The sequence below is a fragment of the Shewanella sp. Koi 1 genome, assembly GCF_052907445.1.
Window position 1 is genome coordinate 4668149 of the sequence record NZ_JBREJM010000001.1, and the last position, 23375, is coordinate 4691523.

Annotated in this window: 19 protein-coding genes and 1 pseudogene; 15 read left to right on the forward strand and 5 right to left on the reverse strand. The window is 49.9% G+C overall.

Annotation, left to right across the window (positions count from 1 at the left end; all coding sequences use genetic code 11):
• The first annotated feature begins 177 nt into the window (after window positions 1–177).
• Together ACUZ8J_RS20520 and ACUZ8J_RS20525 are read left to right on the forward strand one after the other, a co-directional pair.
• Entirely contained in the window at window positions 178–1335 is a 1158-nt protein-coding gene (locus tag ACUZ8J_RS20520; protein ID WP_446694812.1) for a ribonuclease T2, read from the forward strand.
• A 225-nt stretch (window positions 1336–1560) separates the two neighbouring features.
• Complete coding sequence (locus ACUZ8J_RS20525) at window positions 1561–3522, forward strand: methyl-accepting chemotaxis protein (protein WP_446694813.1); 1962 nt, start codon at window positions 1561–1563, stop codon at window positions 3520–3522.
• A 112-nt stretch (window positions 3523–3634) separates the two neighbouring features.
• Here the strand turns inward: ACUZ8J_RS20525 and ACUZ8J_RS20530 are convergent, their stop codons facing one another.
• From ACUZ8J_RS20530 to plsB, 3 genes are all read right to left on the reverse strand, one after another.
• Window positions 3635–4411, reverse strand: a complete 777-nt coding sequence (locus ACUZ8J_RS20530) for a VOC family protein (protein WP_446694814.1) — start codon at window positions 4409–4411, stop codon at window positions 3635–3637.
• Window positions 4412–4543: 132 nt separating this feature from the next.
• The gene (mtr, locus tag ACUZ8J_RS20535) at window positions 4544–5800 is read right to left on the reverse strand and encodes a tryptophan permease (protein WP_089068788.1); all 1257 of its coding nucleotides are present in this window, start codon (window positions 5798–5800) and stop codon (window positions 4544–4546) included.
• On the reverse strand, window positions 5800–8223 hold the full coding sequence (plsB, locus tag ACUZ8J_RS20540) for a glycerol-3-phosphate 1-O-acyltransferase PlsB (RefSeq protein WP_086902444.1): 2424 nt from the start codon (window positions 8221–8223) through the stop codon (window positions 5800–5802). Before plsB ends, mtr begins: the two co-directional genes overlap by 1 nt.
• Window positions 8224–8384: 161 nt before the next feature.
• Between plsB and lexA the strand changes: the two genes are divergently transcribed.
• From lexA to ACUZ8J_RS20570, 6 genes are all read left to right on the forward strand, one after another.
• A complete protein-coding gene (gene lexA / locus ACUZ8J_RS20545) occupies window positions 8385–9005 on the forward strand; it encodes a transcriptional repressor LexA (protein WP_011624510.1) in 621 nt (206 codons plus the stop codon).
• Window positions 9002–9514: a cell division inhibitor SulA gene (locus tag ACUZ8J_RS20550; RefSeq protein WP_446694815.1), complete on the forward strand. Its 513-nt coding sequence runs from the start codon at window positions 9002–9004 to the stop codon at window positions 9512–9514. The genes lexA and ACUZ8J_RS20550 overlap by 4 nt, the downstream gene beginning before the upstream one ends.
• Window positions 9515–9921: 407 nt before the next feature.
• Window positions 9922–11463 carry a cytochrome c oxidase subunit II gene (coxB, locus tag ACUZ8J_RS20555; RefSeq protein ID WP_446694816.1) on the forward strand — a complete coding sequence of 514 codons (1542 nt, stop codon included), beginning with the start codon at window positions 9922–9924 and terminating at the stop codon, window positions 11461–11463.
• A gap of 9 nt (window positions 11464–11472) precedes the next feature.
• Window positions 11473–13065 carry a cytochrome c oxidase subunit I gene (gene ctaD, locus ACUZ8J_RS20560; RefSeq protein ID WP_011624513.1) on the forward strand — a complete coding sequence of 531 codons (1593 nt, stop codon included), beginning with the start codon at window positions 11473–11475 and terminating at the stop codon, window positions 13063–13065.
• Between the two features lies 1 nt (window position 13066).
• Window positions 13067–13648 (forward strand): cytochrome c oxidase assembly protein, encoded by a 582-nt coding sequence (locus ACUZ8J_RS20565; protein WP_011624514.1) that lies wholly within the window; start codon window positions 13067–13069, stop codon window positions 13646–13648.
• Window positions 13645–14520 (forward strand): cytochrome c oxidase subunit 3, encoded by an 876-nt coding sequence (locus ACUZ8J_RS20570; protein WP_446694817.1) that lies wholly within the window; start codon window positions 13645–13647, stop codon window positions 14518–14520. The genes ACUZ8J_RS20565 and ACUZ8J_RS20570 overlap by 4 nt, the downstream gene beginning before the upstream one ends.
• Window positions 14521–14548: 28 nt before the next feature.
• Here ACUZ8J_RS20570 and ACUZ8J_RS20575 read toward each other — a convergent pair whose 3' ends face one another.
• On the reverse strand, window positions 14549–14779 hold the full coding sequence (locus tag ACUZ8J_RS20575; RefSeq protein ID WP_037423704.1) for a DUF2909 family protein: 231 nt from the start codon (window positions 14777–14779) through the stop codon (window positions 14549–14551).
• Between ACUZ8J_RS20575 and ACUZ8J_RS20580 the strand changes: the two genes are divergently transcribed.
• The 5 genes and pseudogenes from ACUZ8J_RS20580 (at window position 14724) to ACUZ8J_RS20600 (ending at window position 18908) form a co-directional block, all read left to right on the forward strand.
• Entirely contained in the window at window positions 14724–15635 is a 912-nt protein-coding gene (locus ACUZ8J_RS20580; RefSeq protein ID WP_446694818.1) for an SURF1 family protein, read from the forward strand. The two genes, ACUZ8J_RS20575 and ACUZ8J_RS20580, sit on opposite strands and share 56 nt — an antisense overlap.
• Before the next feature lie 67 nt (window positions 15636–15702).
• Window positions 15703–16248: a hypothetical protein gene (locus ACUZ8J_RS20585; RefSeq protein ID WP_047537881.1), complete on the forward strand. Its 546-nt coding sequence runs from the start codon at window positions 15703–15705 to the stop codon at window positions 16246–16248.
• Window positions 16248–17304 (forward strand): annotated as a pseudogene (locus ACUZ8J_RS20590) (COX15/CtaA family protein). Before ACUZ8J_RS20585 ends, ACUZ8J_RS20590 begins: the two are co-directional and overlap by 1 nt.
• A 17-nt stretch (window positions 17305–17321) precedes the next feature.
• Window positions 17322–18224: a heme o synthase gene (gene cyoE, locus ACUZ8J_RS20595; RefSeq protein WP_446694819.1), complete on the forward strand. Its 903-nt coding sequence runs from the start codon at window positions 17322–17324 to the stop codon at window positions 18222–18224.
• A 54-nt stretch (window positions 18225–18278) separates the two neighbouring features.
• On the forward strand, window positions 18279–18908 hold the full coding sequence (locus ACUZ8J_RS20600; RefSeq protein ID WP_446694972.1) for an SCO family protein: 630 nt from the start codon (window positions 18279–18281) through the stop codon (window positions 18906–18908).
• Window positions 18909–18922: 14 nt separating this feature from the next.
• Here the strand turns inward: ACUZ8J_RS20600 and ACUZ8J_RS20605 are convergent, their stop codons facing one another.
• Complete coding sequence (locus tag ACUZ8J_RS20605; RefSeq protein ID WP_446694820.1) at window positions 18923–19969, reverse strand: polysaccharide deacetylase family protein; 1047 nt, start codon at window positions 19967–19969, stop codon at window positions 18923–18925.
• A 21-nt stretch (window positions 19970–19990) separates the two neighbouring features.
• On the opposite strand from ACUZ8J_RS20605, the gene ACUZ8J_RS20610 reads away from it, so the two are divergent.
• Window positions 19991–21358, forward strand: a complete 1368-nt coding sequence (locus tag ACUZ8J_RS20610) for an MATE family efflux transporter (protein ID WP_446694821.1) — start codon at window positions 19991–19993, stop codon at window positions 21356–21358.
• A 77-nt stretch (window positions 21359–21435) separates the two neighbouring features.
• Window positions 21436–23373, forward strand: coding sequence for an alpha/beta hydrolase family protein (locus tag ACUZ8J_RS20615; RefSeq protein WP_249556485.1), 1938 nt, complete (start codon window positions 21436–21438; stop codon window positions 23371–23373).
• Window positions 23374–23375: the final 2 nt, after the last annotated feature.

Consider the following 23375-nt stretch of genomic DNA (forward strand, 5'->3'; position numbering starts at 1 on the left):
CCTTTGCTTTAACTCACCATAACCCCTAGCGAGATTAACGCTAGGGGTTATGTTTTTTGAATTCGAAGTAGCTTTTCAGTCCATATCCTATTCGCGTATTCGGTAATTTCACTGCACAATAGCAGCTTGCAACATCATGTGTTTGTACCACCGCCTTAGCAGAAAGGACGCCAGCGAATGACAGCTTTATTTTCTCTTCCCATCCACAACCGCGCAGGTATTTATCGCCATAGCTTTGGCTTGCTGGGGCTGTTGTTGATAGGTTTTACGCCCATCGCACTTCAGGCGGCCCCTGCCTCGGGAGAGTTTGTCGCCAACAAGCGCTGTGAACTGTTTCAGTCTAAAAATAAACAAACCAATCCCGATGATTGGCAGAGCAATATTGGCGAACGTTATCCCGTTGCCGAAATTTTAGGTAACAGTGCCAACCCCGATTGGCTCAGGGTGCGAACCAATGCCAACAGCTCGCCACTACGTTGGATAAAAGGTGATTGCGGACAATACAATGCCGCAGCTACAGCCCCCGCCGAATCCATTGCGACCGCTCAACCCACCGCTAATGTCGAGCCAGCGCAAACAAGCCTCACTAGCGAGAGCACGGCGGTTAAGAGTGAAACCCCGCAAGAACGAGGCACGCCAGAGAAGCGCCAAGGCAATGTGTGCCAAATCGAAGATAACTACGACTCCAATGTGCTCGCCCTGAGTTGGCAGAGCACCTTTTGCGAACTCTATGGCAGCCGTAAACCTGAGTGCCGCGCCTTGAGCCAGAACAGTGATGCGCCTCAGTGGCAACACTTTAGCCTGCATGGCCTCTGGCCGAATCGTCAGCAATGTGGCACCCGTTACGGCTTTTGCAGCAGCGTGAAACAACAACCGAGTGATTTTTGTGATTATCCCGAGGTGCCTCTCAATGCCTCCGTTCAAAAAAATCTCGAGGAAGTGATGCCAAGCGCCCGCTACGGCAGCTGTTTAGAGCGCCATGAATGGTGGAAACATGGCACCTGTCGCAACCAAGACCCTAATGACTACTTCTTACTCGCGACTCAGCTGACACAGGAAGTGAATGCCTCGGCATGGGTGCAACAATTTATCCATGAAAGAATCGGTAAAAAAGTGACTCAACAGGAGCTAAATCAGAGCTTTGATGCCAGCTTTGGCCAAGGTGCGCACACTAAAGTCACCCTAGACTGCGCCAAAGGACTCTTGAATGAAATCCGCATCAACCTGCCTCAAGTCATCAACAATTCCGACTCTTTGCCGAGTCTGCTCGCGAAGGCGCCGAAGGCGAAAAAAACCAATTGCCCGGCCACACTGTTTATCGACAATCCAAACTAACCGCATACAGCCAGTGGTGAGGTATATCGCCACTGGCAACCGCTTATAAACCAAGAGGCTAAAAACGGTTATCCCTCGCAAACGCCTCGTCCAATATTAACGAAACTTCATTTAAGCTGTCCCTTTTCCTCAGGATATGTCTCCTATACTCAAACAAGCCGTGCCTAGTACAGGAGCTAGCGCTTTAATCCAAGCCATGGAAGACAAGTTCACTCTGAGGTAACTATGTTTTCTATCAATCAGTTAACGCTCACTAAAAAGCTTGCAATCGTTCCTGTCTTTCTCGTTGCCATGCTTATCACTTTAGGGGTATTAAGCTACTTTGCCCTGACCGACATTGATAATCGGATGCGCGCCGTTACTGAAGATCTTGCCCCAGAAAGCGATCTCACCAGTAGCCTGTTACAGGAAATTTATCGCCTGCGCCTCACGGTAAAAACCTATGTCAAAACCGGCTCCAGCGAGACGGCAGCCGAATTTAGCGCCCAAGACAGCAAAACCCGCGACATATTGGCAAAGGCCAAAGCCCATATAGATAATCCTGAGCGAACTCAAATGCTTGAGCAGATCATTGCCCATGAAAAAGAGTATGTGGATATTTTTAATCGCCAAGTCGTGACTAATCAGCAGCAAAGAGCCAAGCTAGTCACCGGCATACTCGATGTCAAAGGGCCCGAAATCGAGAAAATTATCTCCCAGATCATGCAGTCTTCTTTTACCGATGGCGATGTTCAGGGCGCCTTCTTCGCCGGTAAAAATCTGCGTGAACTGCTCTTGGCTCGTCTCTATGTCAGCAAGTTTCTCCTCGATAACCAAGCCGATCAGGCTCAGCGTTTTCGGGATGAAATCGTCAACACTCATACCACTATGGATGAGCTTGCCGCCGCGCTCGATAACTTGAGCTATCAATCACAAGTCAAGCAAGCCGCCGGACTGCTCAGCGAGTATGAACAAGCGGCCAACGGGGTTTTTGAGGCGATTAACAACCGCAATCAAGCCATAGTGCAGCTCGATAATATCGGCATCGAAATGGCGCAGATAACCTCAGATCTGCAAGACAATACCATGAAGTTCCTCTCTGAAGCGGGCGATATCGCCGCCAAGGAAGTCAGCCAAAAAATCATCTTTATCAACATTATCCTGCTGATCGCGATTCTGCTTTCCGCCTTTATTACCGTGATAGTGACCCAAAGCCTGCTGCGCACCATACGTGAAGTAGTGGCGCTACTGAATGAAATCGCCGATGGCGAGGCCGATCTCACTCAGCGCCTCCCCGTAAACGGCCATGACGAACTGACCCAACTTGCCAAAAACTTTAACCGCTTTGTGCTGCGGATCCAGCAGTTAGTGGCCGAAGTTAAAGACACGACAGTTCAAATGGTTAGCGCATCAACCCAGCTCAACAGTGTGACTCACAGCGCGACCCAAGATATGAGTTCGCAGCAAAATGAAACCCAACTCGTCGCCTCGGCCATCACTGAAATGGCCGCCAGTGCCGTCGAAGTCGCTGCCAGTGCCGATACTGCCAATAAGCTCTCGGAGGATGCCAAAGCGCAAGCCCTCCTCGGCCGCGAGACAGTCACTCGCGCCACCCATTCGATGAGGGAACTGGCGAGCAAAGTCGAAGCCTCGGCCACGACCATAGAACAGTTACGTAACGACAGCGATAAGATTGGTGCCGTGTTGGATGTGATCCGCGCCATTGCCGAGCAAACCAATCTGTTGGCGCTCAACGCGGCCATCGAAGCGGCGCGGGCGGGCGAGCAAGGACGTGGCTTTGCCGTGGTGGCCGATGAAGTACGTTCACTTGCCAGCAGAACGCAAGAATCGACCAAGCAAATCCAGCAAATCATCCAAACACTGCAGGATAGATCGGGCTCAGCGGCGACCATGATGGGACAAAGCCGAGAAGCCACCAACAGCACGGTCGAGCAAGTGACCCAAGTGGAATCGGCTCTCTCGACTATCACCGAAATGGTCATGTCGATCACCCACTCGGTCTCGCAAATGGCCCACGCTGCCGAGCAGCAGTCGACCGTGGTGGAAGAAATTAATATGTCGATCAACAGCGTGAATGACAGCGCCAACCGTACTCTGACAGGGGTTAAACAGGCTGCCAGCTCTGCTAATGGCTTGCTGGGGATAGGTCAACAGCTGGATGGTTTAGTGAGTGAGTTTAAGGTGTAGCCAGTAGCGGATAAAAAATAAGCGTTTCGACATAAGACCATATAGAACCTAGGTACGACTTCAATAAACCTAGTTTTTATAATCACTTATGCCGAAATATCTCCTCGCCAGTTTAAGATAGCGCATTTAACTTGATGACCGCGAAGGTTGCCCCTTGCGCGTCGGCAATCACCGAAAAACGTCCCACATCGGGGATATCGCTTGGCGGCACGCATAGCTGTGCGCCCAGCCCCTGCGCCTTAGCGGCAAAGGCATCACAATCCGCCACCACAAAATAAGGCATCCAATGGGCGGGGATCTCGCCCCATTCCGGTATCATTTTCATCATGCCCCCCATAGACTGACCGTCGATTTGCCACTCGGTGTAATCGATGCCGGGCACATGACTGGGGAGTGCGGTCCAAGGAAACACTTGAGTGTAAAAACTGGCTTCGGCGCTAGGCTCGAGACAGGCCAGCTCCACCCAACACAGGGTATTTTCTTCACCTTGGCGACGCGAGCCAGAGTGATTTTTCGCTTGCCACAGGGCAAAACGTGCGCCTTCGGGGTCGCTGACCTGCGCCATCACGCCCGCATCCCCCACCACATGCGGTCCCATGTGTAATTGCCCACCCGCAGCCAGGATGGCGGCAACCGTCGCTTCGATATCCTTAACCGCAAAATAGATCCGCCAATGGCTAGGGATCTGTGGTTCCGACTCAGGGATTTGATACATGGCCCCTAAATCGTCTCCCTCCAGATTAAACAGCGAAAAATGACCATTAGGAATCGCCATTTCCACCGCATTCCAACCAAACAGTGCGTGGTAAAACGCCTGTGCGCCCTGCCAGTCATGGCTCGCCAGTTCGACCCAACAAGCCTGTCCCTGTGCGTACTGAGTAATCCTCATTGCAGACTCCAATCAAACAGATAATGTGTTCGAGTTAAGCTGGAGTTTGAGCAACTGTCCAGTTTTGGCGATAAAAAGATGAATATAAAGAAAAAGCCCTCAATTTGAGGGCTTGATTCGTAGGCGAAATACTTAGGAAAACTGCGGCAATAAATTCGCCATCGCTAGTAGATGACAAGCCCCTGTCACCACGCCATATAACACCACAAGGATAATTAAGGGCGTGCCACCAAAGACTCTAAAACCTTGATGGTTAGGGAACTGCTGTCTCGATTTATAGGCCATCAGAGCGGGCACTATGACGGCCCAAACAGTTGCCGCTAAGGCTGCGAAACCAATGGCAACCAAAAAGCCATCGGGGAACAACAAACCTAAAATGGTGGGTGGCACAAAGGTGACAACTGCCGTTTTCATCCGCCCCGAGCGTGTATCGTCGAACCCGAATAAATCGGCCAAATAATCGAATAAGCCTAAGGTCACGCCAAGGAAAGAAGACGCCACTGCCAAGTTAGCAAATAGAGTTAACATGCTGTTTAACCAGCTACTTTCCATCACTTTCGACAAGGCGCCTACTAACACACCCATATTGCCACCTTGGGCAATAATCTCACTAAATTGGCTGCGGGGAATGTTGCCCATAGTGGCGACTAACCAGCAGGCATAAATGATCAGTGCGATGAAAGTGCCGACGAAAATCGCTTTGATGATGGTCGATGAATCTTTGCCATAGTACTTCACCAGACTCGGCACATTGCCATGGTAGCCAAAACTTGCCAAGCCAAAGGGCAAAGCAGCCCACAGATAAGGCACAAAGCTTTGATTGCCATCCGGTTCGAGCAACTTAGTCACATCAATCTCGATCAGTAAATTACCAATCGCGAGGAAGAAAGTAATAATCATACCGCCGAGCATTATGGTCGTAATACGGTCCACCGCCTTGGTGCTGATCAACACGATACAAGCCAGCACAACCGCAAATACTAATCCAGCAACACTCTGGGGTAACTCAATACCCATACCCTGTAGGCTATGGTTAACAATCGAGCCGCCGCCACTGATGTAGGCGTAGGTTAAGATGTAAAGCACGAAGGCAATCGATACCCCATTCACGATCCGCCAAAACTGGCCTAGGGTTTCCTTGGTCAGGGTATCGAAACTCGCTCCCGGTTCGAAATGCAGGTTGGTTTCGAGCAGTAACAGTCCCGACATCAACATGCAAAACCAAATACCGAGTAACATCAGTACCGAGTAGCCAAACCACATGCCAGCGCCCACAACGGGCAAAGAAAACATCCCCGCCCCGACTGTGGTACCGGCAATAATCATGGCACCACCGAGCAAAGACTTACCCACCGGCTTATTCTTCGCCGCATTCATATGGTTAGCCATTAAACGATATGCTCCGCGGTCACGCTCGCAACTATGGTTTGTCTCACTGAGGCTCTGAGTAAGCTATTGGCTTGATCGCGAATGCGCTCAACGTCGGATTTATCTTCCTTCTCGGAGAAATAACCCAACTCTTTAAGCTTAACACTCAAGGTGTTATAGAGTTTCTTGTCGTAGAATTCTGGTGCGGTAATTCCATGCAGCGCCCCTAAACGTTGGGCTAGTAGATGGCTTTCAGACTCCAGCTCCGAACGCTCCATCTTAGGTCTGTGGGCCAGCAGATTGAAGATAATCGCATAACGTTGCAAGGTTTCGCTAACGCTTCCGGCCAGCAACAACATTTGACTGGTGTGCTCGGTCACCACCGACAGCGTATCGCTTTCCTGCACAAGCCCCTGCTCAATAAACAGATCCAGCACTTGATTCACATAACTTGGGAGGTCCTTGATACCCATGAATAACTCCGCCTTCAGTAGCGGATAGAAGTCACTCACAATCCCTAGGATATGGGCTCGTGAAATCTGCTTATTGTTGGTTAAGCAGCTAGCAATCAACGACGGAATGATAAACAAGTGGATGATATTATTACGATAGTAAGTCATTGAAATCGCTTGATTCGCGTCAATAGATACTATCTCACCCAGAGGATCGGCATTGATGGAGAACTTATTCAGCTCTAAACCTTGCTGCACTAAGTGCTTGCCATCACCTTCGGCCACCGACGTAAACGAAGTGTAAGGCACACGCTTAAGCAGCGTCAGGTACAAATCTAACTGACGCTCGAGCAAGCAACGCTCTAGGGCATTTTGCTCCGACGCCAACAGCACTAAGCTGGTCAAGGTGATTGAACTGGCGGCGGCAGCATCGTTAATGCGGGTCATCACACGATTTGCTAACACGTTCACCGCAGGGGTTAACCAAGTCGGTTTTTGCTCGGGATCGTCGGCCACTTCAGTGCGCCAGTTAGGCGCCGTTTCATTCAAGAAGTTTTGCAGTGTAATCGGCTCACCAAAGTTGACATAACCTTGGCCAAAATTACCTAATTTACGAATAGCACCAAAGACTTGCCATACAGATTCTTTCTGCTTTTTCTTACCGCTCAGCTCTTTGTGGTAAGTCGCCACTTCCATCACGTGATCGTAGCCTAAATACACAGGCACTAAGGTGACAGGGCGTTCGATACCACGCAGCACACTGTTGATCGTCATGGCGATCATGCCCGTTTTCGGCGCCAATAGACGACCGGTGCGAGAACGGCCTCCCTCAGAGAAATACTCAACCGAATATCCCTTAGCAAACAGCTGATCGAGGTATTCACGGAACACTGCCGTATAGAGTTTATTGCCGTTAAAACTACGGCGAATAAAGAAAGCGCCGCCACGGCGGAATAGCGGCCCCGCAGGCCAGAAGTTTAGGTTAATCCCCGCCGCAATATGCGGTGGCACCATGCCTTGGTAATACAGAATGTAGGATAACAGCAGGTAATCCATATGGCTGCGATGGCAAGGTACATAAACAATCTCGTGACCATCATGGTGCAGCTGGCGGATTTGTTCAGCACCTTTGATGTTGATACCGCTGTAGAGCTTGTTCCATAACCAAGTTAGGAAACGCTCTGCAATACGCACTAGGCTGTCGGAATAATTTGCTGCAATTTCATCAAGATATTCAATTGCTGTTTCACGGGCTTGGGTTTCGGAAATCTTCTTACTCGCCGCTTCTTCCTGAATCGCCTTGCGTAAGGATTCGGATTTCAGCAGGGAGTGGAACATTGCCTGACGATTAGGCAGCACAGGCCCTGTCATCACTTTGCGTTGGCGGCGGAAATGTACTCTAGCCACCCGCGCCAGTTTATGGGCAATCCCCATATCGGTGCCGTGTTCGTCGGCCATGTAACGCAGCGATACCGCATTAGAAAACTGCACAAAGTTGTGACGACCTAAAAATAAGATCATCAAGCACTTACGTAACCAAGTTGGGTTCTCGCGCTCAAGCACAGCCGCCTTCATGGTGTCGTCTTCTTTACCCGGAGTACGGCCCCAATACAGACTCACAGGCACCAGCTGAATATCTAACTCTGGCTTTTCCTTATGGACGGCCAACAGGCGCATAAAACATTCGAGAAATGGCTCATTACTGGCACGCTCGCCAAACAAAGGCTTACGGCCTTCGAGGCAAACGACGCGGGGCGCGACAACACCATTGACCACGAGCGGCTCGTAGGGGCTTGGCAAACCCAGCTTAGTGGTGATTTCGCTTAACGCAGCAATATCACTCAGGGATTCTGTTTTCATTACATAAGCAAGCGGTCTGGACGCGTCCAGATTCAGATCGGCAAAGGGATCCTGCGGCACAACAATAGTGTGCACTAAGTGTTTTTGGATCCAGCGTAATGATTTCAACCAAAGAGAGTCTTGTTTAGGCATTATTCTTATGCAATGTAAGTACGTTCATTAGCCCCATAGAATACCAGATTCTAGGGAATATTCGCTAATACTCTCCAATCGCGTTAAAAAGTGGTTAATACTTGCACTACGAACAATACTGTATATACTAACAGTAACTGTATAGAAAAACAGGAAAGAACATGAGACCGTTGACGCCACGCCAAGCCGAAATTTTAGAGCTGATTAAACGTAATATTGCCGAGACTGGCATGCCACCCACCCGGGCCGAAATCGCCACCCGTTTGGGTTTTAAAAGTGCAAATGCCGCCGAGGAACACCTTAAGGCATTGGCAAAAAAAGGCTGCATCGAGATCATGCCTGGCACTTCCCGCGGGATCCGCCTCCCAGTTGAGGAAGAAGATAACAGCGAATCTGGCTTACCACTGATTGGTCAAGTGGCTGCGGGCGAACCTATCCTCGCCCAAGAGCATGTCGAACAGTATTACCAAGTCGACCCCAGCATGTTCCACCCAGCCGCTGATTTCTTGCTGCGCGTCAGAGGCGACAGTATGAAGAACATCGGTATCCTCGAAGGGGATCTGCTCGCCGTTCATAAGGTACAGCAAGCGCGCAATGGCCAAGTAGTTGTTGCTCGCGTTGACGATGATGTAACAGTTAAACGCTTTGAAAAGAAAGGGAATCTCGTTTATCTACATGCTGAAAATGAAGATTACTCCCCGATTAAAGTCGATTTAAGTTTCCAAAGTCTAACAATTGAAGGGCTCGCCGTAGGGGTGATCCGCAATGGAGATTGGCTATGAACAAACTACTAGGTAATGCCCCGCGTCACCCCGGTTTATGGCTCGATGCGGTACGCGAAACCGATACAGACTGGCAGCATACGCCTATCATCACTATGCCCACCGAGAGCCAAGGGCGCCAAGAGCTAATGCAACTTAGCAAACAATTGGCACAATTGAGCCAACAAGGCCGCTGGGTCGTGCTCATCAACCCACCCAGTATTGGCTACAAGCAGTTACTGGCCAGCGCCGGCGTGCGTATGGATCGCGTACTCTTAGTCCATGCGAAAGATGAAGTGGAAACCCTGTGGGCCATGGAAAAAGCCTTAACTAGCGGCACTTCCAGCGCAGTAATTACTTGGATCCACTCACTCGATGCCCGCGACAATCGTCGTTTGCAAATTGTGGCCAAGAGCGCCCGCGCCATGGGAATCGTGCTAGAAGATGTCGTAAATCACTCACCTACGGACGCGACACTCAAGCAACCTGCTCACTTTGCCCAAGGTAGTTTTTTTAGCTCTGTTCATTAAAATTTTTGCACTGCGTATTTAGCCTTGAAAGCCGCCTCACCTGTGAATGTGGGGCTTTTTTTTTGGCAATTTTTCAGACAATTAGAAAAAGAAGTGATCTTGATCAATTTTTAAACAGCAAGTATGTTTGATTCAGGCGAGCATAATATATCGCCCATTTAGGCAAAAAATATCGACGATTTATCGAATATCTCTTGCACACAAAAATCGAGAATAATGGGTTTATTCAGCAGTATGTGCCAGTGTGGCTAATACCAGCAGTAACAATACTTAATCAAAAGTAAGCCGCCAACGCACGTTGAAGTCAGAGAAGCTTTTTTGGGAACTGAAGAGTTTGCATAGAGTTGAGACTTACTGTGTTGCTCTTCTTTGTGGTTGCTATTCGCAATTGGCAGAGGAGAAGTCTTGTGAAGCAATGGTTGTATTGTTTACTCGTGGTGCTATTCGCCCCACCGTTGGCCGCAGCGGACATGCGGTTCAACATGACCCCCGGCGTAACAGAAATCAGTGGCAAGGTTTATCACTTACACATGACGATTCTGTATATCTGCTGCGCGATAGGCCTAGTGGTTTTTGGCGTGATGATTTATGCCATGATCAACCACAGAAAATCTAAGGGCGCGGTCGCGTCTCACTTCCATGAGAGCACAAAAGTCGAAATCGCGTGGACGATTATTCCTTTTGTCATTCTGATCTTAATGGCGATTCCCGCCACGAAAACTCTGATTGCCATGGAAGATCCCAGCAATGCCGATCTCACGGTAAAAGTCACAGGTTCTCAATGGAAATGGCATTATAGCTACTTCGATCAAGATATTGATTTTTACAGTATTCTCGCAACTCCAAGACCTCAAATCGAAGGTAGTGAAGCCAAGGGAGAGCACTACTTACTCGAGGTCGATAAACCCCTAGTATTACCCATCAATCGTAAAATCCGCTTCTTGATGACCTCAGAGGATGTCATCCACTCATGGTGGATGCCCGCCTTTGCGGTAAAAAAAGACGCTAACCCAGGTTTTATCAACGAGGCGTGGACCCGTATCGACAAACCCGGCATTTACCGTGGCCAATGTGCCGAGCTTTGCGGTAAAGACCATGGTTTTATGCCGATAGTGGTACAGGCATTGCCCGAAGCCGAGTTCGATGCTTGGGTTGTAGAACAAAAACAAGCCGCCAATGCCGCAGCGCAAGCCGCACAAGCCGCGTTATCACAAACACTGACTAAAGAAGAGCTGATGGCTCAGGGTGAGCAAGTTTACCTCGGTCACTGCGCGGCCTGTCACCAACCCAACGGTGAAGGTCTACAAGGAGTATTCCCGCACCTCAAAGGCAGCCCCATTGCGACCGGACCACTGAGCGGCCATCTTGAAATCGTGCTCAATGGTAAAACGGGTACGGCCATGCAAGCCTTTGGCAAACAATTAACGACCCAAGAGATTGCCGCCGTGATTACCTATGAGCGTAATGCGTGGGGCAATAACACGGGGGATGCGGTGCAAGCCAAAGACGTTGATGCCCATAAATCAGGTGGCACCAATAGCGAACCAGTAGCAACGACTCCGCCCCCAGCAACCACCGATGCGCCAAAGCCTGCGACAGAACCCGCCGCCAGTGTCGACCCCGCGAGTCTTCCCACGCTTAGCCATGATGAACTGATGGCCGAAGGGGAAAAGACCTATGCCACGATTTGCGCCGCCTGCCACCAGCTAACGGGTGCCGGTATGCCTCCCGCCTTCCCCGCCCTTGCTGGCAGCGCTATCGCAACGGGTCCGGTCGCCAATCACATCGACATTGTGATGCACGGTAAACCGGGCACGGCGATGCAGGCATTTGGCACACAACTCACGCCACAACAGCTTGCCGCCATCATTACCTATGAGCGCAATGCGTGGGGCAATAATACTGGCGATACAGTGCAACCCGCTGATATTGCTCGCCATGGACAGTAGGGGATTAAGATGAGCACACTGACTCAAGACCAAATTGCCGCCCATGATGAACACCATCACGGTGCACCTAAAGGCATCATGCGCTGGTTACTCACCACTAACCACAAGGACATTGGCACCCTGTACCTATGGTTTAGTTTCATAATGTTTTTAACCGGTGGTGCGATGGCCATGGTGATCCGTGCCGAACTCTTTCAGCCCGGATTACAACTCGTTGAGCCTAACTTCTTCAACCAAATGACCACAGTGCATGGGTTAATCATGGTATTCGGCGCCGTGATGCCAGCCTTTACAGGACTGGCTAACTGGCTGATCCCGATGATGATTGGCGCGCCTGATATGGCACTTCCTCGGATGAACAACTGGAGTTTCTGGATCCTGCCCTTCGCCTTTACTATTTTACTGAGCTCACTGTTTATGGAAGGCGGCGGCCCTAACTTCGGTTGGACCTTCTACGCACCACTCTCGACCACTTATAGCCCTGACAGCACAGCATTATTTGTATTCTCTATTCATATCATGGGGATAAGTTCGATCATGGGCGCCATCAACGTGATCGTCACCATAGTCAACCTACGCGCTCCCGGCATGACCTGGATGAAGTTACCGCTGTTCGTTTGGACTTGGCTGATTACCGCTTTCTTGCTGATCGCCGTGATGCCTGTGCTCGCGGGCGCCGTCACTATGGTGTTAACCGATAAGTTTTTCGGTACTAGCTTCTTCGAGGCGGCAGGTGGTGGTGATCCTGTGATGTTCCAGCATATCTTCTGGTTCTTCGGTCACCCCGAAGTCTACATCATGATTCTGCCTTCCTTCGGCATTATCTCCGCCATTGTTCCAGCTTTCAGCCGTAAACCATTATTCGGCTATTCATCCATGGTGTATGCCACGGCGAGTATTGCGATTTTGTCCTTCCTCGTGTGGGCGCACCATATGTTCACCACCGGTATGCCTGTGTTTGCTGAGTTGTTTTTTATGTACTGCACTATGCTGATTGCTGTGCCGACTGGGGTGAAAGTGTTTAACTGGGTAGCGACCATGTGGCGCGGCTCATTGAGTTTTGAAACCCCAATGTTGTTCGCGGTGGCCTTTATTATCCTGTTCACTATTGGCGGCTTCTCTGGCCTGATGCTCGCCATCACACCGGCCGACTTCCAATACCACGATACTTACTTTGTGGTGGCCCACTTTCACTATGTGTTAGTCACTGGTGCGATTTTCTCCATCATGGCGGCGGCCTATTACTGGTTGCCAAAATGGACCGGCCATATGTACAGCGAAAAGCTCGGCCAGTGGCATTTCTGGTGCTCGGTGATTTCGGTTAACGTGTTGTTTTTCCCGATGCATTTCTTAGGTCTTGCGGGTATGCCAAGGCGTATCCCCGATTACTCGATTCAATTTGCCGATGTAAACCAAATCGTGTCGATTGGGGGTTTTGCCTTTGGTCTTTCTCAGCTGATTTTCCTCGTGTTGGTGATTAAGTGCATTCGGGGCGGCGAAAAGGCGCCCGCCAAACCTTGGGAAGGCAGCGAAGGCTTAGAGTGGACCCTACCCAGCCCTGCCCCCTACCACTCTTTCACCACGCCACCCGAGGTGAAATAACATGCAAGGCCAACCCCATCAGCCCAACATCAAGTCCAACCGTAAGCTCATCAGCCTGCTGGTGCTGGGCTGCCTTGGGATGTTTGGCTTTGGGTTCGCCTTAGTGCCGCTCTACGATGTGTTGTGCGAAAAACTGGGGATTAATGGCAAAACCTCCAATACTGCCAGCAGTTATCAAGCGATCACTGTGGACAAGAACCGGGTGGTAACGGTGGAGTTTATCTCGCAGGTGCAGACGGGCATGCCGTGGAAATTTGAGCCACAAACGAAACGGCTCGAAGTGCATCCGGGAGAACTCATTCACACGGCATTCCTGGCGCAAAATGTCTCTAACAGAGCGATCGTGGGCCAGGCGATTCCTTCTATTTCGCCCGGACAAGGCGCGGCTTATTTCAATAAAACCGAATGTTTTTGTTTTAACCAACAACACTTAGCCGCCGCGAGTCGCGCCGAGCTACCGTTGATCTTCTTTGTGGATCCTCAATTACCCGAGTCTATCCACACCTTAACCCTCTCTTACACCCTCTACGACATTACCGACAAGCAGTTAGCGTCTGCCATAGAGCAAGGAGCTGCAAAATGACCACTAAACATGAGACTTACTACGTACCCGCCCAGAGTGCTTGGCCGATTGTTGGTGCTATCGGCTTGTTTTTAATCGCCTTTGGGGCAGGACATTTTGTACATCAACTCAAATCTGGCGCTTCGGATGGCGGCTATATTCTACTGGCAGGCATAGCCGTCATCCTGTTTATGCTGGTTGGCTGGTTTAGAACTGTAATCCAAGAATCGATGACAGGCCTCTATTCCCATCAAATGGATAGATCGTTTCGCCAAGGCATGAGCTGGTTTATTTTCTCCGAGGTGATGTTCTTTGCCGCCTTCTTCGGCGCCTTATTTTACGCCCGCATGATCGCAGTGCCCTGGCTCGGCGGCGCGTCCAACAATGCCATGACCCACGAAGTCCTGTGGCCACACTTCGAGGCCGTTTGGCCACTCGTCACCACACCAGATGGCACCAAAACCGAAGCCATGCCATGGAATGGACTGCCGCTAATCAACACGATTGTGCTGCTGACTTCCTCAGTCACGCTGCATTTTGCCCATATCAGCTTAGAAAAGGGTAAGCGTTCGGCCATCACCCTCTGGCTGGGGCTCACGATTTTACTGGGAATTAGCTTCCTTGCTTTGCAGGCGGAGGAATATAGCCATGCCTACCATGAGATGGGGCTAACGCTCACCTCGGGCGTGTATGGCAACACCTTTTTCCTGCTGACGGGTTTCCACGGCATGCATGTCACCTTGGGCACTATCTTTCTATTAGTCTTGTTTTTCAGAGTGTTAAAAGGCCACTTTAGTGCGGATAAGCATTTTGCCTTCCAAGCAGGCAGTTGGTACTGGCACTTTGTCGATGTGGTTTGGCTCTGCCTGTTTATCTTTGTTTATGTGCTTTAAATATTCGTTGAAACAATAAGTTGAAAACTTAAGGCGTGGGATTGAGACCAAGCAGTCCAGTCCCTAAAGCCACCAGCAAGAGCAGGATAACCAGTACAGAAAATATCACCCTACGGCCCAAATAGCGGCTCATTGGCACCGGGTGTTCAGCGGTTTGGTCGTCACCTTTAACCATAATAATTAAGGCTCTGCCTAGGTTAAAAATGATAAACAGCAACAGCAGTACTAAAACACACTTAAAAATGAGCGGGATGTTCATACGCTATCCTTATGTTTTGCTGACCAAATTGATTTGGTTACCAAGATATATTTGGTTGCGTAGGGCAGTGTCGTTACTACTGATATTGACTGTGGTGGTATTCGTGGTTTTGGTCAAGCTAGGTTTGTGGCAAATGGATAGGGCAGTTGAAAAAACCGAACTACTCGCACAAATGGAGGCCAGACAATCCGCTGCCACACTCAATCCTGAACAACTCATCGCTGAATTGGCTAAAGGCAGCGTCACGGGCTACCGCTTACAAGTTCAAGCAAAACCCGCGAATCCACAAATCTGGTTGCTCGACAATCAGGTCTATCAAGGGCAAGTGGGCTATCTCGCCTTTCAATTACTGCAAATAACGTCAGCAAATCAGGCAAGTAATGCCGAGCAGCCTTGGTTGTTACTCGAACTCGGCTTTATCGCCGCGAAATCCCACCGAGATGCCTTACCCGAAGTCAGCCACATAGTCGGTGAACTGGCTCTTACAGGCCGCCTCTATCAAAAACAGATTAATCCCTTGAGCCATCATTTATTAGCAGAACCCTTCACCACGGAACAAGGCGAACGGATTCGGTTTCAAAATCTTAATCTACCCGAAATGGCACAAATGTTAGGACATCCTATCCTACCCGCGGTGTTACAACCCGATGCCTTACCCCAATTACAACCCGCGCAGGCCTTACCCCACCCTTGGCAGCCTTTCCCCCTCTCGGCCCAAAAACATTGGGGTTATGCATTGCAATGGTTTGCCATGGCAACTGTGTTTGCGGGGCTGATGGGTTGGCAAACAATGAAATACCTCAAAACATCACGACAACGGCATCAAGCCGATAAGGAGGCGACTAAGACCGAGTGACAGATATCAGCAAGATGTTAATAAAAAACAATAAAACAAAGCATTAGGGACAATAAGAGGAGCAAATATGGACTCCCAACAAACAGCCAAATACCGCGCATTGGGGTTATTACTACTGGCCTTTATCGCGCCTGTGGTCATCGCTAAGTTAGTGCTGAGCATGCATTGGTATCAAGGCGGCTCCACCAACTACGGTGAGCTCATCAGCCCAGAAACCAGCTATACCAGTCTTGGCCTTAACAATCCTCAGCCTAAGGAATGGCAACTGCTGTATTTATTGCCCGCAAAGTGCGATGAAGCTTGCCGCGAACGCTTGTATATCCTGCGTCAGAGTCATACCGCCTTAGGGCCAGATCAGGCTCGCGTCGAACCGCTTATTCTTGTGAATCCAGACAGTGACTTAAACGCATTAACCAGCTTTAACTTCAACACTCAGCCCGCCAGCCAAAGCCTCAGTCAATGGCTTGACCAACAACAGCTGATTATTGTCGATCCACTCGGCGCACTCGTGCTGCGTTACCCCCAAGTGCAAGGCAAGGCGGCACATTTAGCTCAGGGTAAGGCCTTGGTCGCGGATCTGCGTAAGTTATTGAAACTATCGAGGGTAGACTAATGCAACTGACTTGGCTCCTACGCGTCACCATAGTCTTTACCCTGTTAGTGATTTTAATGGGGGCTTACACTCGGCTGTCGGACAGGACTTGGCTGCCCAGATTGGCCCGGTTGCTACGGCCATATCAAAGTGCCCACCCACGACCATGAGATCTCCCATGCCCAAACCCTATTTCCAGACCACGATATCCATCCCGAGAAAGCTTGGCTCGAGATGATCCACAGGTATATCGCGGGCGCCTTGGGCATACTAGTGTTACTGATTTTGATCCTTTGCTTGAAAACATCCCAAGCCCCCAAAAAGCTGCCCTTAGCCATAGTGTTACTCATCATCTTTCAGGCGGCGTTGGGGATGTGGACTGTGACGATGAAGCTAATGCCGATTGTCGTGATGTCCCATTTAATTGGCGGCTTTAGCTTGCTCTCGCTCCTGCTATTACTGTATCTGCGAACACGTCCGAGGCGAATTTTCGAAACCGCTGATATTCACAGTCAGCGTGGTGCGGGCGTAGGATTTAATGGCGCCCATGGTTCGCGGATAGGCACGAGCCTTAAATTTCTCGGCCAGAGTAAACATTTGCCGAAACTGGCGCTGTTGAGTCTGCTGGTGCTGATAGGTCAGATCATGCTCGGCGCATGGACCTCCTCCAACTATGCCGCACTCGCTTGCACGGCTTTGCCGATTTGTGAAGGTAATTGGATGGATAATCTCGCCATTGCCGATGCGTTTTCCCCTTTCCAAGGGCAACACCCAAGCTTTGAATTTGGCGTATTGGATTACCATGCCCGCATGACCATTCATATCGCTCACCGCGTTGGCGCCATTATTACCGCCAGTCTATTGTTGTTGCTCGCCTATCGGTTATTTTTCAGCACCCAGCTCAAGGCCCTAAGCCTATTGCTGGTCGCCTTAGTGATACTGCAGGTGAGTTTAGGGATTTCAAACGTGGTGATGCATTTACCACTGGGGATTGCCGTTTCCCACAATGGCGGCGCGGCGCTGTTACTACTCACCTTAGTCGCGATTAACTATTTCCTTTGGCGCAGGGCACCTTAATCATCGGGGGATTTATCATGGCAAAACCACTCTCTATCAGCAGTCACCCCAGTGTCCATTTGGCTTGGCGTGCCTATTTCGAGATGACCAAACCTAAGGTTGTGGCTTTAATGCTGCTCACCGTCTTAGTCGGCATGTGTTTAGCTATGCCCACCATACTGCCAGTCAAACCTTTAGTGGCCGGCTTACTCGGCATCGCCATGATGGCGGGGTCGGCCGCCGCCTTAAACCATCTGATTGATAGGCGAATCGACGGCATGATGGCACGCACTTATAACCGTCCGCTGCCCAAGGGCCGAGTCTCAGCAACGAGGGCGTTGTTGTTCGCGGCACTCTTAGGCAGCCTAGGTTTTGTGATCCTCTATGTTTTTACTAATCCGCTCACCGCTTGGCTGACCTTTGCCAGCTTGATTGGTTACGCCTTGATTTATACCGCCTATTTAAAACGGGCCACACCACAAAACATTGTCATTGGCGGTTTAGCGGGCGCAATGCCGCCACTCTTGGGCTGGACGGCGGTGACGAATCAATTCCATGGTCATGCGCTATTGCTCGTCATCATCATATTCCTGTGGACGCCGCCGCATTTTTGGGCACTGGCGATTCACAGACGCGCAGAATATGCCAAAGTGGATATTCCCATGCTGCCCGTGACCCATGGGGTAGAATTTACTAAGACCTGTATCTTGCTCTACACGATTTTGCTGGCGATAGCTTGTCTATTGCCCGTGTTAGTCGGGATGAGTGGACCGCTCTACTTTGTGTGCTCAAGCTTGCTCAGCACGGGGTTTATTTATAAAGCGTGGCAGTTAAAGTATCAGGATAGTGAATGGCTGGCGATGCAGGTGTTTCGTTTTTCGATTTATCATTTAATGTTGTTATTCATGGCATTACTGCTCGATCACTATCTTTGGGCTTAATGTGCAACGAGCGATGGGGCGAGCATGGTCAAAGGACAAAATATGCAAGCAAGAATCTCCAACAAGATCTTAGTGATAGCGATTCTGTTAATAGGATTGGGTGGACTATTTGCAGTGAAGTTCAATCCACCTAAGCCCGTTGAGTTAGAGAGTGGTTTTTTGTTTCCCGAGGCGTTCGAGCTAGCGCCCTTTGAGCTTGTCGATCAACAGCAGAAACCCTTTACTAATGCCAATTTGAAGGATCAATGGAGCCTATTCTTTATCGGCTTCACCTATTGCCCCGATGTCTGTCCGACCACCTTAAACAAGCTCGCCGCCGCCTATCCTGAGCTGAAAAAAATTGCCCCCATTCAAATCGTGTTTTTATCCGTAGATCCGAAGCGGGACACCCCAGAGAAACTCCTCACCTACGTGAATTTCTTTAATCCTGAGTTTAAGGCGGTGACGGGTGAGCCAACCCAAATATTCCCCCTCACCCGCAGCCTAGGGCTCACCTATGCCATGGTAGGCGAAGGGGATAATTATCAAGTCGATCATAGTGCTGGCTATGTACTGGTTTCTCCCCAAGGCACGCGGGTCGCGGTATTTAAACCCACGGCAGCCTTAGGTAAAGCTCCTCAAGTACTCAATCAGGCCTTGATCAGCGACTTCGATAAAATCGTCAAAAGCTACAAACCTAAATAGCCGTCGCTGACGTATTACTCTTTAACCCAAGTGCCGTCGTCTTTGGGTCTCACCCATGCCTGCGAAAACCAGTAATAGCCGTTGCGCGTCTTGCTTGGTGCCGTGCAATTGTAGCGCGAGCGACCCGCTGGCAGGGCTAAATCGGCTTGAATGCTAAATTCATTGTCACTGCTCCAAGTTGGTGTTTTAGCGCCTTGCCCTTGGATATAACACATGACTTGCTTGGCCGAAATGTCACTCATATCCAGCTTAACCTTAAGCTCTGGGCGCCAATGCCCACCCTTAAGCTCTGGATCGCTAGGCGTTTGCTCAAGCACTGGCATATTGAGGCTGTATAACTTGGCTTTTAGGCTCTTTAGATCCGCATATTGCCCCGCTACAGGGAAGCGCGGCAGCGCCGTGAGTGGTGAGTACGGCCCCGCCGCCCCAGACTGCTGGCCAAAGGCAACGAAGCCATTTTCGGTCAACATATCTTGAATCGCCTGATTGTATTCGCCATAGGGATAGGCCAGCATTTTAAAGCTCTGCCCCGTCGCCTCACGAATCGCGTTTTCGGTGTCCTGAATATTTGCTTTAATTCGTGCCAGCCATTGGCTTGGGGATTCATTGTCAAGTTTGCGGATCAGATGCTCATGGGCCCAGCTGTGGTTAGCAATGTCGGCCCCTTCCTTGGAGAGCTTAATCAGATCTTCCCAGGTCATCATCTCGGTAAACTTTTGTTTAATCGGCTCAATCGCCACAAATAGGGTGTAGGGAAAACCAAATTCCTTTAGGATAGGGTGCGCTGTGGTCGCAATGCTGCGATAACCATCATCGAAGGTGATCGCCACCGTTTTTGCGGGTAAATCTTGCTTGTTTTTGATCGCCTCAACCACTTGGGATAAGGGAATAACCTTAAAACCATCGTCCGCCAGAAACTGCATTTGCTCACGAAATTGTGCAGGCGTGACGCTCGTCGCCGCCGGCGTGGTTTCTGACACATGGTGATACTGTAAAATGACCACAGCATGGGCCGAGAAAGTCATCAGCCCTAAGAGTGCCAATAACGCACGTTTAACCATAATGTGAATACCTCTGAATCAATGACTACCGCAAAATCCACCGCACTCGCGCTCCTGTTGAATGGCACCAAGAATCGCCAGCTGCTCGCGCTTGCCCTGCCGATGATCCTCTCCAATATCACGGTTCCGCTGTTGGGATTGGTCGATACGGCCGTCATCGGGCATTTAAGTGACGCCTATTATTTAGGGGGCGTCGCACTCGGGTCAACGATTATCACATTAATCATTTGGTTATTAGGCTTTTTACGGATGGCGACCACCGGATTGGTCGCACAGGCCTATGGCGCAAACGATACCGCGCGCCAATTAAAGTTGCTGGTCCAAGGCGCCATGTTGGCGACTGGGCTGGGTATCGCGGTGATCCTATTACAGATCCCGATACTGAATTTAGCGCTCGGTCTCTCCGAGGCGAGTGTGGAAGTCGAGCGTTATTGCCGAGAATATTTTCAGGTCCGAGTCTGGTCGACGCCATTCGCCCTGCTTAATTTAGTGATGCTCGGCTGGCTACTTGGCAGACAACAACCTAAGGCGGCCATGTGGCAGCTCATCTTCGCCAACTTAGCCAATATTATCCTCGATGTGCTCTTCGTCTTAGGTTTAGGCTGGGGAGTTAAAGGGGCTGCACTTGCCTCGGTATGTGCGGATATCACCGCCTTTAGCGTTGCGTTATACATGGTATTACAACAGCTTAAGTTAATACCTCGATTCCAATTTGCCGATATCAGAGTTCACCTGAACTTGTCGGGTTACGGCCAGCTGCTAAGGCTCAATACCGATATTTTTATCCGCAGCCTATGCCTGCAAACCGCTTTCGCCTTTATGACTTTTCACGGTGCAGGCCTTGGGGATAATACGGTCGCAGCCAATGCGGTCTTATTGAATTTACTGTTATTAATCGCCTACGCCCTCGATGGCATAGCCTATTATGCCGAGGCGGAAGTGGGCAAAGCCTACGGGCAACAACGCACACAACCACTGCGTGAAGCCGTGCTCCTCGCCTGGTGTTGGTCAGCCATCACAGCCCTAGGTTTTAGCCTGATATTTTATCTTTTTGGAGACCATATCATCGGGCTGCTAACCAATATTGATGAGGTGAGAACCACAGCGCAAATTTATCTGCCTTGGCTGATATTACTGCCGCTTTGGTCTTTTAGTTCCTATCTGTTTGATGGGGTTTATATTGGCGCAGCTAAGGGCAAAGTGATGCGTAACAGTATGATTATCGCAACATTTGGCGCCTTCTTCCCGACATGGTATTTACTGCAATCGCTGTTGCCTTCCGAACAAGCTAACCATGCTCTGTGGGCGGCCATGACGGCCTTTATGCTAACGCGCAGCCTCACCCTAGCGACACATTACCGCTTTAGCAAGGCATTTATTCTTAATTAGTTCTGTAAAGACAGTAGCTTACTTAAGGTTATCCCATTAAGATACGCGGCATTGTTGTAATGAAATTGTGATGCGCTATGAAAAGGATTTTACCTTTGTTACTCCTGTGGCTAAGTCTGCCACTGCTTGCCCAAACGGTACCACAGCTTCCGGTCGAGGCTTTTGCCAGTATTCCCGATGTCAGCTCAGTCCAACTGTCGCCCGATGGCAAAAAAATTGCCTCTATCGTTCGGGTCGACCAGCCCAAACTTAAGGGCACTGTGGTCAGTATTCTCGATTTAGAAACGGGCAACAAAGACTACGCGATTCACACCGATAACCAGAAGTTTGTCCTGCTGTCATTACAGTGGGCAAATGACACTACTTTGCTGATCAGCGCTAAGTTTCCGGCAAACCGCTATGGTACACCGACTACCGAAACTCGGTTGGTGAAGTACGATTTAACTACACGAAAAACCACGAGCGTACTCGCCCGTAGCGTCATCGACCGACTCAGTTGGATCCCCCAACATCAGGGACAGATTATCGATATGATGCCGGATGATCCCGATAATATCTTGCTCTCCCTCGATGGTATGGGCGAAGAAGTGGGTGAAGACAGCGTGCTGAGAGTCAATCTCTCTCAGGGGAAATCCGCGTTTATTCAAAACTCTAAACGTAAAATCATCGGCTGGATAACCGACAGACAACATAAGGTCCGTATCTCCATCTATAACGATGACACTGAATATAGGATCTACGAGCAACCCGAACAAAAGGCAGAGCCACGCTTACTCTGGACCTTTAAAGCCTTCTCCGACGAGAGCGTCTGGCCACTGGGCTTCGATGCCGACCCCAACATCTTATTCGTACGCGCCTACCACCAAGGCTTTGAAGCTATCTTCAAGGTGAATTTAACCGATCCTAAGCTCACCAAGGAACTGGTATACGCCAACGAAGATACCGATGTTGAAGGCAATCTCATCTATTCAGAACTCAAGAAAAAAGTCATTGGGATCAGTGAAGGCGACGGCGAAGAATATACCTTCTGGGATCCTGAGTATGCGGGTCTGCAAAATGGGTTGAAAGCGGTATTGCCCAATGCCCATAACTACATCACCCAATTTAGCGCGGATGAACGCCGCTATATCGTCTACTCCACCAGTTCGACTCAACCTGGCACCTATTACTTCGGCGATAGGGATGAAAAAGCGCTGTTTCCGATTGCCGATAGATATAGCCAACTAAGCAGCGAGCAACTCGCCGACACTCAATATCTGAGCTACGAAGCGCGGGATAAACTCAAAATCGATGCTTACCTGACAGTGCCAAAGGGCCTCGAAGCCAAGCAACTCCCCACCATTATCTTCCCCCACGGCGGGCCGATTAGTTACGACAGTAACGACTTCGATTATTGGTCGCAGTTTTTCGCTAACCGTGGCTACGCGGTATTTCGAATGAACTTTAGGGGCTCGGCAGGCTACGGCTATGAGTTTATGAAGGCCGGCCTCAAAAGCTGGGGACTCGAAATGCAAAACGATGTGGAAGATGGTACACGTTACTTAATCAATCAAGGGATTAGCGATCCACAGCGTATCTGTATCGTCGGCGCGAGTTATGGTGGTTATGCCGCCTTAATGGGCGCGGCGATGACACCTGATCTGTACCGCTGCGCGGTCAGTGTGGCTGGTGTAACAGATGTGGCTTACCTAGTAAAATCCAGTCGTCGTTTTACCAATTATGAAGTCGTTAAAGAACAAATTGGCGATGATTTTAGCGCCCTCTATGAACGCTCACCCGTTAGTAAAGCCGATAAGATCACTATCCCGGTATTACTACTGCATGGCGATAAGGACCGAGTGGTTAAGGTGCAACATAGCCGCGAAATGTTCGACGAACTGAAATCACGTAAGAAAAACGTCGAATATATTGAGCTCGAAAATGGCGACCATTATTTAAGTAACAATGACCATAGGCTAACCACCTTTAAGGCGCTCGATAAGTTTTTAGCCGACAATCTGAAAACCCAACTATAGCC

What these genes read in the sequence shown, in the direction of transcription:
- ACUZ8J_RS20520 (WP_446694812.1), top strand. Translation starts at nt 178, where the DNA reads ATGACAGCTTTATTTTCTCTTCCCATCCACAACCGCGCAGGTATTTAT.
- ACUZ8J_RS20525 (WP_446694813.1), top strand. Translation starts at nt 1,561, where the DNA reads ATGTTTTCTATCAATCAGTTAACGCTCACTAAAAAGCTTGCAATCGTT.
- ACUZ8J_RS20530 (WP_446694814.1), bottom strand. Translation starts at nt 4,411, where the DNA reads ATGAGGATTACTCAGTACGCACAGGGACAGGCTTGTTGGGTCGAACTG.
- mtr (WP_089068788.1), bottom strand. Translation starts at nt 5,800, where the DNA reads ATGGCTAACCATATGAATGCGGCGAAGAATAAGCCGGTGGGTAAGTCT.
- plsB (WP_086902444.1), bottom strand. Translation starts at nt 8,223, where the DNA reads ATGCCTAAACAAGACTCTCTTTGGTTGAAATCATTACGCTGGATCCAA.
- lexA (WP_011624510.1), top strand. Translation starts at nt 8,385, where the DNA reads ATGAGACCGTTGACGCCACGCCAAGCCGAAATTTTAGAGCTGATTAAA.
- ACUZ8J_RS20550 (WP_446694815.1), top strand. Translation starts at nt 9,002, where the DNA reads ATGAACAAACTACTAGGTAATGCCCCGCGTCACCCCGGTTTATGGCTC.
- ctaD (WP_011624513.1), top strand. Translation starts at nt 11,473, where the DNA reads ATGAGCACACTGACTCAAGACCAAATTGCCGCCCATGATGAACACCAT.
- ACUZ8J_RS20565 (WP_011624514.1), top strand. Translation starts at nt 13,067, where the DNA reads ATGCAAGGCCAACCCCATCAGCCCAACATCAAGTCCAACCGTAAGCTC.
- ACUZ8J_RS20570 (WP_446694817.1), top strand. Translation starts at nt 13,645, where the DNA reads ATGACCACTAAACATGAGACTTACTACGTACCCGCCCAGAGTGCTTGG.
- ACUZ8J_RS20580 (WP_446694818.1), top strand. Translation starts at nt 14,724, where the DNA reads ATGATAAACAGCAACAGCAGTACTAAAACACACTTAAAAATGAGCGGG.
- ACUZ8J_RS20575 (WP_037423704.1), bottom strand. Translation starts at nt 14,779, where the DNA reads ATGAACATCCCGCTCATTTTTAAGTGTGTTTTAGTACTGCTGTTGCTG.
- ACUZ8J_RS20585 (WP_047537881.1), top strand. Translation starts at nt 15,703, where the DNA reads ATGGACTCCCAACAAACAGCCAAATACCGCGCATTGGGGTTATTACTA.
- cyoE (WP_446694819.1), top strand. Translation starts at nt 17,322, where the DNA reads ATGGCAAAACCACTCTCTATCAGCAGTCACCCCAGTGTCCATTTGGCT.
- ACUZ8J_RS20605 (WP_446694820.1), bottom strand. Translation starts at nt 19,969, where the DNA reads ATGGTTAAACGTGCGTTATTGGCACTCTTAGGGCTGATGACTTTCTCG.
- ACUZ8J_RS20610 (WP_446694821.1), top strand. Translation starts at nt 19,991, where the DNA reads ATGACTACCGCAAAATCCACCGCACTCGCGCTCCTGTTGAATGGCACC.
- ACUZ8J_RS20615 (WP_249556485.1), top strand. Translation starts at nt 21,436, where the DNA reads ATGAAAAGGATTTTACCTTTGTTACTCCTGTGGCTAAGTCTGCCACTG.